Annotated in this window: 13 protein-coding genes; 11 read left to right on the forward strand and 2 right to left on the reverse strand. The window is 41.1% G+C overall.

The features are described 5' to 3' along the window. Positions 1-19: 19 nt before the first annotated feature. From mrdA to lipA, 7 genes are all read left to right on the forward strand, one after another. On the forward strand, positions 20-1,909 hold the full coding sequence (mrdA, locus tag AB6N04_RS11460; protein WP_369308426.1) for a peptidoglycan DD-transpeptidase MrdA: 1,890 nt from the start codon (positions 20-22) through the stop codon (positions 1,907-1,909). A 39-nt stretch (positions 1,910-1,948) separates the two neighbouring features. Next, a complete protein-coding gene (gene mrdB / locus AB6N04_RS11465) occupies positions 1,949-3,061 on the forward strand; it encodes a peptidoglycan glycosyltransferase MrdB (RefSeq protein ID WP_369308427.1) in 1,113 nt (370 codons plus the stop codon). Positions 3,062-3,074: 13 nt separating this feature from the next. Beyond that, positions 3,075-4,052, forward strand: coding sequence for an endolytic peptidoglycan transglycosylase RlpA (gene rlpA / locus AB6N04_RS11470; RefSeq protein ID WP_369308428.1), 978 nt, complete (start codon positions 3,075-3,077; stop codon positions 4,050-4,052). Between the two features lie 167 nt (positions 4,053-4,219). Continuing rightward, positions 4,220-5,431 carry a D-alanyl-D-alanine carboxypeptidase DacA gene (dacA, locus tag AB6N04_RS11475; RefSeq protein WP_369308429.1) on the forward strand — a complete coding sequence of 404 codons (1,212 nt, stop codon included), beginning with the start codon at positions 4,220-4,222 and terminating at the stop codon, positions 5,429-5,431. A 193-nt stretch (positions 5,432-5,624) separates the two neighbouring features. Next, positions 5,625-5,888 carry a DUF493 family protein YbeD gene (gene ybeD, locus AB6N04_RS11480; protein WP_369308430.1) on the forward strand — a complete coding sequence of 88 codons (264 nt, stop codon included), beginning with the start codon at positions 5,625-5,627 and terminating at the stop codon, positions 5,886-5,888. Positions 5,889-6,106: 218 nt separating this feature from the next. Beyond that, positions 6,107-6,670, forward strand: a complete 564-nt coding sequence (gene lipB / locus AB6N04_RS11485; RefSeq protein ID WP_369312087.1) for a lipoyl(octanoyl) transferase LipB — start codon at positions 6,107-6,109, stop codon at positions 6,668-6,670. A gap of 121 nt (positions 6,671-6,791) precedes the next feature. Next, positions 6,792-7,757 carry a lipoyl synthase gene (gene lipA, locus AB6N04_RS11490; RefSeq protein WP_369308431.1) on the forward strand — a complete coding sequence of 322 codons (966 nt, stop codon included), beginning with the start codon at positions 6,792-6,794 and terminating at the stop codon, positions 7,755-7,757. Positions 7,758-7,912: 155 nt separating this feature from the next. Here lipA and cspE read toward each other — a convergent pair whose 3' ends face one another. Both cspE and AB6N04_RS11500 read right to left on the reverse strand, forming a co-directional pair. After that, positions 7,913-8,122 (reverse strand): transcription antiterminator/RNA stability regulator CspE, encoded by a 210-nt coding sequence (gene cspE / locus AB6N04_RS11495; protein ID WP_014657708.1) that lies wholly within the window; start codon positions 8,120-8,122, stop codon positions 7,913-7,915. Between the two features lie 217 nt (positions 8,123-8,339). Then, the gene (locus tag AB6N04_RS11500; RefSeq protein ID WP_369308432.1) at positions 8,340-8,798 is read right to left on the reverse strand and encodes a methylated-DNA--[protein]-cysteine S-methyltransferase; all 459 of its coding nucleotides are present in this window, start codon (positions 8,796-8,798) and stop codon (positions 8,340-8,342) included. Between the two features lie 287 nt (positions 8,799-9,085). Here AB6N04_RS11500 and nrdH point away from each other — a divergent pair, with 287 nt between their 5' ends. The 4 genes from nrdH to nrdF are packed head-to-tail and all read left to right on the forward strand — an operon-like array spanning position 9,086 to position 12,863. After that, entirely contained in the window at positions 9,086-9,313 is a 228-nt protein-coding gene (gene nrdH / locus AB6N04_RS11505; RefSeq protein ID WP_369308433.1) for a glutaredoxin-like protein NrdH, read from the forward strand. A gap of 8 nt (positions 9,314-9,321) precedes the next feature. After that, complete coding sequence (gene nrdI, locus AB6N04_RS11510; RefSeq protein WP_369308434.1) at positions 9,322-9,747, forward strand: class Ib ribonucleoside-diphosphate reductase assembly flavoprotein NrdI; 426 nt, start codon at positions 9,322-9,324, stop codon at positions 9,745-9,747. After that, positions 9,747-11,879, forward strand: a complete 2,133-nt coding sequence (gene nrdE, locus AB6N04_RS11515) for a class 1b ribonucleoside-diphosphate reductase subunit alpha (protein WP_369308435.1) — start codon at positions 9,747-9,749, stop codon at positions 11,877-11,879. Before nrdI ends, nrdE begins: the two co-directional genes overlap by 1 nt. A 12-nt stretch (positions 11,880-11,891) precedes the next feature. Beyond that, complete coding sequence (nrdF, locus tag AB6N04_RS11520; RefSeq protein ID WP_369308436.1) at positions 11,892-12,863, forward strand: class 1b ribonucleoside-diphosphate reductase subunit beta; 972 nt, start codon at positions 11,892-11,894, stop codon at positions 12,861-12,863. The last annotated feature ends 540 nt before the right edge of the window (positions 12,864-13,403 follow it).

Genomic DNA, 13,403 nt, shown 5'->3' on the forward strand with positions numbered 1-13,403 from the left:
TGTTCAAAATGGCAATGGGATGAAAACACAACGCACCCCTTTTCGCGACCATACCGCTGAATCTGTCTTATTTATTCGCCGAGCGCTGATTGCTTTCGGCGTGATTGTTATTTTGACTGCTATTCTTGTCACTAATTTGCATCATTTGCAAATCGTCCGTCATGAAGATTATCAAACACGTTCAAACGATAACCGGATCAAATTAGTACCGATTGCACCAAGCCGTGGCATCATCTATGACCGCCGAGGAACACAGCTTGCCCTAAACCGCACATTCTATCAGTTGGAAATTGTGCCTGAAAAAGTCGGTGACTTAAAAGAAACCCTTGAAAAATTGCGTGATGTCGTCGATTTAACCGATGAAGACATCACCAACTTTGAAAAAGAGCGTAAACGTTCGCGCCGCTTTACCTCTATTGCGCTAAAAACGCAACTCAATGAAGTGCAAGTGGCACGCTTTGCCGTAAACCAATACCGTTTCCCCGGTTTAGAAGTAAAAAGCTATCAACGCCGTTTTTATCCTTATGGTTCCGCACTAACCCACGTGATTGGTTATGTCGCAAAAATTAACGATAAAGACGTTGAACGCTTGGATAAAGAGGGGGTGTTAGCAAACTATGCCGCTAGCCACGACATTGGCAAGTTAGGGATTGAACGCTACTATGAAGATATCTTGCACGGCAAAACGGGTTATGAAGAGGTCGAGGTCAATAGCCGCGGTCGAGTGATCCGCCAGTTACATGAACAACCCCCTCAAGCGGGGCGCGATATTTACCTCACTATCGACCTTGAACTGCAAACTTATATCGAAAAATTACTCACCACCAGCCGTGCTGCTGTCGTTGTAACTGACCCACGCAATGGTGAAATACTGGCATTGGTATCTAATCCAAGTTATGACTCGAACTTGTTTGTTAATGGTATTTCGAGCAAAGATTATCAAGCCCTGCTAAATAACCCTGACAGGCCTCTGATAAACCGTACCACTCAAGGGCTTTACCCCCCTGCATCGACGGTTAAACCGTTTATTTCTGTTGCAGCCCTAAGTGAAAAAGTGATCACACCCAATACAACAATTTTTGACCCCGGTTGGTGGCAACTTCCCGGTTCAGAAAAACGTTATCGAGACTGGAAACGTTGGGGACACGGCAAACTCAATGTCGTTAAGTCTATTGTTGAATCCGCAGATACCTTTTTCTACCAAGTCGCTTACGACATGGGGATAGACCGACTTTCGGCTTGGATGACACGTTTTGGTTTCGGGGAATATACTGGTATTGACCTCGCCGAAGAACGTTCAGGTATTATGCCAACCCGTGAATGGAAACAAAAACGCTACAAAAAGCCTTGGTATCAAGGAGATACTATTCCCGTTGGTATCGGACAAGGTTACTGGACAGCCACCCCTATTCAAATGTCTAAGGCGTTGATGACATTAATCAATGATGGGCAAGTCAAAACCCCTCATCTGCTGTATGGCACAAAGTTAGGTAATGCAATGGTGCCTTATGAAGACAAAGAAACCAGACAAATTGGTGATATCCACTCTGGTTATTGGGAACTGGCTAAACACGGTATGTATGGTGTTGCAAATGCACCAAACGGCACGGGTCGCCGCAGTTTTATTGGTACTCCCTATAAAGTGGCTGCAAAATCAGGAACAGCACAGGTTTTTAGCTACGAAACCTATAACGCAAGTAAACTGGCTGAACACTTACGTGACCACAAATTAATGATAGCCTATGCCCCTTATGACAAGCCAACGCTTGCTGTGGCAATTATTTTAGAAAATGGTGGTGTGGGTCCAGCAGTCGGCGATATTGTTCGCCAAATATTTGACCATGTTCTGTTAGGTGATAACCGAACTGAAGTTGCAACCTCTGTAACAGGGGCGGGGGAAGATCGCTAATGAACATTTTAAGAACTTTTTCTGTAGGCAATAAAGACTATGACTGACGATAAGAAAATAAATTCATTATCAACACGTCTACACATCGATGTGCCAATGTTATTGATCATTATTGCTCTTCTGGCTTATAGCGCATTTATTATGTGGAGTGCTAGCGGCCAAGATCCTGACATGATGGAAAGAAAGCTTGGGCAAATCGCCACTGGCTTTATTGTCATGATTGTGATGGCACAAATTCCACCACGTATGTATGAAAACTGGGCTCCGCATTTATTTATTTTTTGCGTTATTTTACTTGTTTTCGTGGATGTCTTTGGGCAAATCAGTAAAGGGGCTCAGCGCTGGTTAGATTTGGGTTTTGTCCGTTTTCAGCCTTCTGAAATTGCCAAAATAGCCGTTCCTTTGATGGTGGCTCGCTTTATGAACCGCGATTCTTGCCCACCTTCATTTAAAAATACGCTGATTGCTTTAGTGCTAATTTTCGTTCCAACACTTTTAGTTGCCGCGCAGCCTGACCTTGGAACCTCGATTTTAGTCGCTGCCTCAGGCCTATTTGTCCTATTTCTTGCGGGGATGAGTTGGCGGCTTATCGCCGTTGCCGCAGTTGCACTTGCCGCCTTTGTTCCGCTTTTGTGGTTCTTTTTAATGCATGATTACCAAAGAGCCCGCGTCATGATGCTACTCGATCCTGAAACCGATCCTTTAGGCGCAGGCTACCATATCATTCAATCTAAAATCGCCATTGGTTCTGGTGGGCTAATGGGTAAAGGCTGGTTACACGGTACACAGTCCCAACTTGAGTTTTTACCTGAAAGGCATACCGACTTTATTTTTGCCGTCCTTGCTGAAGAACTTGGTTTAGTTGGTGTACTTATTCTACTCGGGTTATATATCCTGCTCATTATTCGCGGATTGTATATTGCCGCCAGTGCGCAAAATACATTTGGTCGAGTCATGGTTGGTGGCTTGATATTAATCCTTTTTGTGTATGTATTTGTTAATATCGGCATGGTAAGTGGTATATTACCCGTTGTTGGTGTTCCCCTCCCCTTGGTGAGTTACGGGGGATCTGCCTTAATTGTGTTAATGGCTGGGTTCGGTATTATCATGTCGATACATACACACCGAAAATTTCTATCCAAAAGTTTATAAAATGAGGCTTAGTATGCGTTTACAATGGATAATGCTTGGCATCACTGCCGCGCTGCTCAGTGGTTGTGTGACTGAAGAAGTTAAGCAGGCACCACAAGTGCCGACAAATGTGCCCACACAAGATGTGTTAGGTGCAGAGCCTCATTATGAGCCATACCACCCTACTGCAAATAATGACTATTCACGTAATGGTCAACAATACCAAATTGTTCGTGATCCCGCTCAGTTTTCACAAGTGGGTTATGCGTCGATTTACGGCGCTGAATCCACAGGCAATATGACCGCAATTGGTGAGCGCGTAAACCCTGTAGAATTAACCGCTGCGCACCCAACGCTGCCTATCCCAAGCTATGTTCGCATCACTAATATGATGAATGGTCGCATGATGGTGGTTCGCGTTAATGATCGTGGTCCTTATATTCCGGGTAAAAGTATTGCAGTTTCCCGTGCAACGGCAGATCGCTTAAATTTAATGCCCACCACAAAGATCAAAATTGATGCCATTTCGGTTGCACAAGATGGCAGTTTATCGGGTGTTGGTACCATCGGCTCCAACTTTGTCAAACAAAGTTATGCTCTACCGGGACGCCCACAATTAGGTTCAGGCCCACTGGGCACCCCGGTAATGGAAAATTTACCGACCCCAGAAAATGTACTGCCTGTTCAACAACCTAAAGAACCAATGCAGCCAACCATGCCGGATATGAACCTACAACCTCCGGCACCAACACCTTCGTCTCAACCTCCTCGTGAAGAGGCTGTACCAGAACGCGGCTTCTTAGTTCAAGCTGGGGCTATTAGTAGCCAAGCTAACGCACAATCGATGCTGAATGAATTAAAAACTCAGTTTAATGTACCAGGTCGCCTACAACCTTATAATGGTATTTATCGCGTGCAATTAGGGCCATTTAGTACAAGGCAACAAGCCGTAGAGATCCAAGGGCGTTTGCAATCTGAACGAAACCAAACTTCGATGGTTGTCGCACCTTAAGACTTCACATATGTTGAGTGATGAGATAAAAATCCATTTAACATATGAAAAAGATAAAATGCAATAAAATGATTGGCGCAATGCAAAAGGGGCTTTTTTGTTCACACACTCTTTTGCTACACTGCGCCTCCTTGTGTTCACCGAATTTCGGATGTAATGGTAAAACCATGAATAATGTCGCTCCATCACGCATCGTGCGTCACACTGTGCTAGGTTCTGCACTACTGCTTTTGACTGCTAATATTGCAACTGCTAATGAAACTTTTCCAAATACTTCAATCCCAGCGGCACCACCTATTGATGCTGAAGCTTATATTCTGATTGATTATAATTCAGGAAAAGTCCTCGCTGAGAATAATGCGGATCAGCGTCGTGATCCGGCGAGTTTAACCAAAATGATGACGAGCTACGTGATTGGTCAAGCGATTAAATCAGGTAAAATCGGTGCAAATGACATGGTTACTGTGGGGGAAGATGCATGGGCAACAGGAAACCCTGTGTTTAAAGGCTCTTCTTTGATGTTTTTAAAACCGGGTGATCGTGTCAGCGTTTCTCAATTAACTCGTGGTATTAACCTACAATCGGGTAATGATGCTTGTGTGGCTATGGCAGATTATGTTGCTGGAGATCAAGCCAATTTTGTCCAATTAATGAATGGGTATGTGAATAAACTGGGCTTAAAAAACACCCATTTTCAAACTGTTCATGGTTTAGATGCCGATGGGCAATATAGTTCAGCCCGTGATATGGCACTGATTGGTCAAGCGCTAGTGCGTGATGTTCCTGAAGAATATGCTATCTACAAAGAAAAAGAATTCACCTTTAACAATATCCGCCAAACTAACCGTAATGGTCTATTATGGGATAAGAGCCTCGCTGTTGATGGGATTAAAACGGGTCACACTAACGCAGCGGGGTATAACCTTGTTGCCTCCGCGACGGAAGGTGATATGCGTTTAATTTCTGTTGTTATGGGCGGAAAAAGCAGTAAAGGTCGCGATGCAGAAAGTAAAAAATTATTAACTTACGGTTTTCGTTTCTATGAAACGGTCAAGCCACTGCAAGCAGGGGTTGATTTCGCTAGTGCCCCAGTGTGGTTTGGTGATGAAAACGAAGTCAAATTAGGTGTTGTGGAAGACCTCTACCTAACGATCCCACGTGGTCGTTTAAAAGACTTAAAAGCCAGCTACGAATTATCCACTACTGAGTTGCAAGCACCACTAACTAAAGGGCAGCAAGTGGGCACAATTAGCTTCCAGTTAGATGGTAAAACCATTGAGCAACACCCATTAGCGGTGCTAAAAGATGTTGAAGAAGGTGGTTTTTTCAGTCGTTTAATCGATTATATTAAGCTGTTATTCCATCGTTGGTTTGGTTAAGGGAGGTTTTTGAGTCTTCCTAGCTGTAACAATCAGCAGGAACGATAAACACCTCTAGCCCTTGAAACAAAAATAACTCATCCCCATATAGTGAATATCGAAATATTTGTTGGATGAAAACAATTCATTGGCTGGTTTAATACCAGCCAATCTTTTTCAACCAGCGATGCCATTTAAAAAATTAGGAGTGCCCATGAAAACGAAATTAGGTGAACTGCTTGAGTTCCCATGTCCATTAACTTACAAAGTAATGGGCTTGGCACAGCCTGAACTGGTTGATCAAGTGATTGAAGTGGTACAGCGCCATGCACCCGGTGATTATTCACCCGAAGTCAAACCCAGCAGCAAAGGCAATTATCACTCAGTATCAATTACGATTAATGCAACCCATATCGAACAGGTTGAAACCTTGTACAGTGAATTAGGTGCATTAGAATTAGTGAAAGTTGTTCTCTAATGGACACTTAACTGGAAAACCGAATAGCTTGACTGTTATTCGGTTTTTTTGTTTTAAGCGTTATCCAAATAACAAATTAATAACAAAGTGAACTGGAGATATACTTTTCACAGCGTTATACTGCCTTCATTTGAACCGTTGGACACAATATTTTGTCAGACAGAAGCATTATCATTCGCCAACTTGGCCATGCGCCTTATCAAACTGTTTCTGATGCCATGCACCAATTTACTGAGTGTCGCACCGCTGAAACCCTAGATGAAATTTGGCTTGTTGAGCATCCACGTGTTTTCACCCAAGGACAAGCTGGGAAAGCAGAACATATTTTAGCGCCCGGCGATATTCCCGTCATTCAAAGTGATCGAGGCGGTCAGGTGACCTATCACGGTCCCGGTCAGCAAGTCATGTATGTCATGCTTGATTTAAAACGCAATAAAATTGGTGTCCGTGAGTTAGTTACTGCTCTGGAAACCACCGTAGTAAACACCCTCGCCCATTTTAATATTGAAGCCTACCCTCGCCCTGATGCCCCCGGCGTTTATGTTAACGGAGACAAAATTTGCTCTCTTGGATTACGCATTCGCCAAGGTTGCTCATTTCATGGATTGGCATTAAATATTAATATGGATCTTGAGCCATTTAACCGTATAAATCCTTGTGGTTACAGTGAATTGAAAATGACTCAAGTTTGTGACCTCGCCCCCAACGTGTCATTATCTGATGTTCAGCCTGTGCTAATTAGCCAATTCTGTGACACACTGGGATTTCATATTGTTCAATAATAATGCTATAATTTTTTAACATTTTTAAAAAATATTTTAATGAGTGAGTTACGGCGCTCTATATGTAATTTAGAATTAGCACTTATCCATCAGCATAAAAGATAACTGGAACCGTCATATTATGAGTAAACCAATTCAGATAGAACGCGGAATTAAATATCGTGACGCCGACAAAATGGCGCTGATCCCTGTCAAAAACGTGGTCACTGAACGCGAAGAAATTCTACGCAAACCTGACTGGATGAAAATTCGGCTTCCTGCTGACTCAACACGTATCCAAGGCATTAAAGCTGCAATGCGCAAAAATGGTCTCCATTCGGTGTGCGAAGAAGCATCCTGCCCTAACCTATCTGAATGCTTTAACCATGGGACGGCAACCTTTATGATCTTAGGCGCGATTTGTACACGTCGTTGTCCGTTCTGCGATGTTGCCCACGGCCGTCCTAATGCCCCAGATGCCAACGAGCCTGAAAAATTAGCACAGACGATAAAAGATATGGCTTTACGTTACGTGGTGATCACATCCGTTGACCGTGATGATCTGCGTGATGGTGGTGCACAACATTTTGCTGACTGCATCAGCGCTATTCGTGAGAAAAGCCCATCGATTAAAATTGAAACCTTAGTCCCCGATTTCCGTGGTCGTATGGATCGCGCATTAGAAATTTTAACGGCAACACCACCCGATGTATTCAACCACAATCTGGAAAATGTACCGCGTATTTATCGTCAAGTTCGTCCAGGTGCAAACTATGACTGGTCACTAAAATTACTCGAAAAATTTAAAGAAGCGCACCCAGATATCCCAACAAAATCAGGTTTGATGGTGGGTCTCGGTGAAACAAATGAAGAAATTATTGAAGTGATGCGTGATTTACGTCGCCACGGCGTGACGATGTTAACTCTTGGGCAATACTTGCAGCCAAGCCGTCACCATTTGCCTGTAAAACGTTATGTCAGCCCGGCTGAGTTTGATGAAATGAAAGAAGAAGCCATGGCGATGGGCTTTACCCATGCAGCTTGTGGACCTTTCGTCCGTTCGTCTTACCACGCTGATTTACAAGCAAAAGGCGAAGAAGTGAAATAATCGCCAAATTGATTCATTAAGCAAAACTGAAACCTGATTTAGGTAACTGAGTCAGGTTTTTTATTGCCTGCAATAATACTTGCTGCATAAAAAACTCGCTCCAGTTAACTAGAGCGAGTTTACAGCTGTTCGTTTCTGATTGTTAATTGTATAAATTACAGAGAGACAACGTTAACAGCAGATGGGCCTTTAGCACCTTCAGTGATTTCAAATTCAACTTTCTGGCCTTCAGCTAAGGTTTTAAAACCTTCGCTAGCAATCGCAGAAAAGTGAACAAATACATCTTTGCTACCATCTTCTGGAGTGATAAAACCAAAACCTTTAGACTCGTTGAACCACTTAACGTTACCTTTAACTTTAGACATCAAATTATTACCTTTAAAATAAAATAGACACACCATCTGTATCAAGCTCAGTACATCAGATCTCTGACTTACTTGTCTACAACCTAGATCACGAAAATCGACTAAAATGATAAAAATATATTATTTATTGGTTGCCTTTACTCTGATTTCGACAATTATTCTTATCAATAGCAATTAATACAACCAATAGTATCATCCATAGCCAATTATTTAGCCTTTACTTCTCGTGGAGTAACAGCCAATCTTTAATATCTAAACCTCCTGTGTACCCAACTAGCTTACCATCGTGACCCAAGACACGGTGACAAGGGACGATTAACGAGATGGGATTACGTGAATTCGCCATTCCCACTGCACGGCAATAATTGGCGGAACCTAATTTTAATGCTAAGTCCTTATAACTCCATCGCGCCCCATAGGGGATCCCACACAGATGCTTCCAAACTTTCTTCTGAAATTCAGTGCCTTGTGGGTTTAAGGCTACCGTAAACGTTTTTCTTTTGTGATTAAAATACTCTTTTAATTCTTTAGCACACAACTTGGAATGTTCATTTTTAGTTTCTTTTTCTGTTTTTTCTTCAACAAAAAAAAGGCTCGTGATCCCTTCGTCGTCCGCCGTAATATGGATCCACGGCTTAGGAAACGTATCCGGTGTCGCTAAATATTGATGGTACATAGTATCTCCTTAAAAGGATTCATTTACCTGATTGTATATACAGTTATAGAGTAAAGTATTTCAACTTTGCAATGCTATTTTTTCTCAGTGTGGCTAACGGAATCGTCGAATACCCTAATTTTTTATTTTCAATATAAATAACAACCTAGCGGATAATTAGAATAATTATCATTCAATATTCACTAATCACTATATATTGTGTGGTTGATAAAATTAAGATCTATATATAGTATTTAAATATCTCAACGCACACTACGATACTGTTAGAAATTCCAAAGGTGAATAATATGAATGAGATTACCATTTATAGTAAGCCCAACTGCGTTCAATGTAATGCCACCTATCAAGCCTTAGACCGCAAACAAATTACTTATCAGATAATTGACTTAACAGAAGATAGCCAAGCGCTTGAGTTTGTTAAAAAATTAGGCTACCAGCAAGTGCCAGTTGTTGTTGCAGGTGACAAACATTGGTCTGGTTTTCGCCCCGATATGATAAGCCTTCTGGCTGCATAGGAAATCCCATGGGTACGGAATCACTGATCTATTTTTCAAGCCAATCAGGAAATTGCCATCGGTTTGTTGAAAAGTTGGGGATACAAGCAACACGCATTCCGATTGGTCAACAAAAAAATAGCCCTATTGCGACAAAACCTTATGTTCTATTGCTTCCCACCTATGGCGGTGGAGGAACAAAAGGTGCGGTGCCAAAAGAAGTGATCCAGTTTTTAAACATTGAGCAAAACCGATTATTTATCCGCGGTGTCATTGCCGCAGGTAATACCAACTTTGGCGATGCCTACGCCATTGCCGGTGATATCGTCGCACAAAAATGCCAAGTGCCCTACCTCTATCGTTTTGAACTCTTAGGTACGGCAAAAGATGTTCAATCGGTGAGAAATGGCCTACAAACGTTCTGGCAACGTGCCTTCAACGAGAGTTCTTTCTGATGGATACAACACAAAACAATACTACTGTTGATTACCATGCGCTAAATGCCATGTTGAATCTATATGATAGCGAAGGTCATATTCAATTTGCTAAAGATAAAGAAGCTGCGCACCATTATTTTCGCCAGCATGTTAATCAAAACACCGTATTTTTCCATGATTTAAAAGAAAAATTGGATTTCCTTATTCAAGAAAACTACTACGAAAGTAACGTATTACAACAATATCGTTATGCCTTTATCAAAGCGTTATTTCAGCAAGCTTATGCGCATAAATTTCGTTTTCAAACTTTTCTTGGCGCATTCAAATACTACACCAGCTATACCCTAAAAACCTTTGATGGCAAACGCTACTTAGAACGTTATGAAGACCGGGTATGTATGGTGGCATTAACGTTAGCACAAGGTTCAGAATCCCTTGCTAAGCTGTATGTTGATGAAATCATAACCGGTCGCTTCCAACCCGCAACACCGACATTTCTTAATTGCGGCAAAAAACAGCGTGGGGAACTGATTTCCTGTTTCCTATTACGTATTGAAGACAATATGGAGTCTATCGGGCGCTCCGTAAATTCGGCACTCCAACTGTCCAAACGTGGGGGCGGCGTTGCCTTTATGATGACCAATCTACGTGAGCAAGGTGCCCCAATAAAGCTGATTGAAAACCAATCCTCAGGCGTAGTGCCAGTGATGAAAATGCTGGAAGATGCTTTTTCATACGCCAATCAATTAGGTGCGCGCCAAGGGGCTGGTGCCGTGTATTTACATGCACATCACCCTGATATTATGCGGTTTCTCGATACAAAACGGGAAAATGCTGATGAAAAAATACGCATAAAAACCTTATCCCTTGGGGTAGTGATCCCTGATATTACCTTCCAGTTAGCAAAAAATAATGAGGATATGTACTTATTTTCACCTTATGACATCCAGCGCGTTTACGGTGTTCCCATGTCTGAAATCAGCGTCTCTGAAAAATACGCTGAAATGGTGAATAATAAGGCAATAAAAAAATCTAAAATTAATGCACGGGAATTTTTCCAAACGTTAGCTGAAATTCAATTTGAGTCCGGCTACCCATATATTTTATTTGAAGATACCGCTAATCGAAGTAACCCAATTGCAGGGCGTATTAATATGAGTAACTTGTGCTCGGAAATTTTGCAAGTTAATCGCCCTAGCCTGTATGACGAGGATTTAAGTTACCTAGAGGTTGGTAAAGATATCAGTTGCAACTTAGGATCGATGAATATCGCCAAAACGATGGATTCGCCAAACTTTGCTCAGTCCATTGAAGCCGCTGTAAGAGCCCTTAGTGCCGTTTCCGATATGAGCGATATCCGCTCCGTGCCCTCTATTGCACAAGGAAACCGCCAATCCCACGCGATTGGTCTGGGGCAAATGAATCTACACGGTTATTTGGCTCGTGAGCATATCCATTATGGCAGTGAAGAAGCTCTGGATTTTACTAATATCTATTTTTATGTTGTAACTTACCATGCCCTTAAAACATCGAATCAATTAGCCATCGAACGTAAAACTGCCTTTGTCGGTTTTGAACAATCCACCTATGCCTCTGGTGACTATTTTGATAAATATATCAACAATATCTGGTTACCAAAGACCCAAAAAGTACAGGAATTATTCCGACGCTCGGGCATCGAAATTCCCACTCGCGAAGACTGGCAAACCTTAAAACAGTCTGTTATTACCTATGGTATTTACAACCAAAACTTACAAGCCATTCCACCTACGGGATCAATTTCCTATATCAACAATTCAACATCAAGCATTCATCCAATTGTTTCTCGTATTGAGATCCGTAAAGAAGGAAAGATTGGTCGAGTCTATTACCCTGCTCCATTTATGAATAACGATAACCTTGAATACTATCAAGACGCTTATCAAATCGGTCCAGAAAAAATAATTGATACCTATGCCATGGCGACTCAACACGTCGATCAAGGTTTGTCGTTAACTCTATTTTTTAAAGACGATGCCACGACACGTGATATTAATCGCGCACAAATCTATGCTTGGAAAAAAGGCATAAAAACCTTGTACTACATACGATTACGCCAAACAGCACTGGAAGGCACCGAAGTTGACGGCTGCGTATCTTGCACTTTGTGATAGGAAAAGACTATGACCCACCATGCATCCACCGCTCCTGTTAAAGCAATTAACTGGAACCGCATTCAAGATGATAAAGACCTTGAGGTTTGGAACCGCCTGACCACTAACTTTTGGTTACCCGAAAAAGTGCCGTTATCCAATGATATTCCCTCATGGAACACCCTCAATGCAGCCGAGCAAAAGCTCACCATCCGTGTTTTTACTGGGTTAACGCTACTTGATACCATCCAAAACACCGTTGGCGCACCTTGTTTGATACCTGATGCGCAAACCCCACATGAAGAAGCCGTATTATCCAACGTCAGCTTTATGGAAGCCGTTCACGCACGCTCTTACAGCTCTATTTTTTCTACATTATGTTCCACCAGCGATGTCGATGATGCTTATCGTTGGAGTGAAGAAAATAGTACGTTGCAAAATAAGGCTAGCATTATTCTGTCTTATTATTGTGATTCACATCCATTAAAGAAAAAAGTTGCAAGTGTCTTTTTGGAATCTTTTTTATTCTATTCAGGATTTTATTTGCCTATGTTTTGGTCAAGCAGAGGCAAGCTAACAAACACCGCAGACTTAATTCGGCTGATTATTCGAGATGAAGCTATTCATGGATATTATATTGGTTATAAGTTTCAAAAATCATTATTACAATATGATGAAAAAATACAGGCTGAAATAAAAGATTTTACCTTTTCATTATTATTCGATTTATATGAGAATGAAGTTAAATATACCCAAGAGTTATATGATCCCGTTGGTTGGACAGAAGACGTCAAAAAATTTCTGCATTATAATGCCAATAAAGCCTTAATGAACTTAGGCTATGAAGCCTTATTTCCTGATAGTGTAACCGATGTCAGTGCTGCCATATTGTCTGCATTATCCCCTGATGCAAATGAAAATCATGATTTTTTCTCAGGCTCAGGCTCTTCTTATATTATCGGCAAAGCAGTCAGTACCGAAGATGATGACTGGAACTTTTAACCAATTGATTAATTTAGTTTACATTTAAACCCAAACATTAAACCTAAGCATACCCTGATGAATAATAAGAAATTTATTTGTCTGGGTATTTTTTAGGTTAACAAATAGACAAAATAGTTCGTTTTTTATAGTGATATCTATTTAACTATTCATTTTTAATGAGCAAATCTGGTATTAATTTTCGTTTTACTATATTTACAGATTAAAACACATTAATAACCCTAATGTTTTACACCTTTTATTCAATTTATTTTTATGCATTACTTATTGTTTTTTTTATTCAAAAAAAATGATATCTCTAACCTTTCTAAATATATGCGCTTACTTTCATCCATAAGAAAATAAGTATAGTCCTACCAGTTAGTTAGCAAGATTTTCAATTCATCATACTACAATTCATATTAATCACTTTTCACTTAATTTTGTTAAATGATATTGCGTATTTATAGGCTATTTTTTTGATTAATTCTACTTAACCAAGGGTTGTCAGCTCGTTTTATTATGCTAGGGTTTATTGCTTGCAATTTTTACTAATAACTC

The organism is Providencia rettgeri (assembly GCF_041075285.1).
GTDB classification, from domain to species: Bacteria; Pseudomonadota; Gammaproteobacteria; order Enterobacterales; family Enterobacteriaceae; genus Providencia; species Providencia rettgeri_G.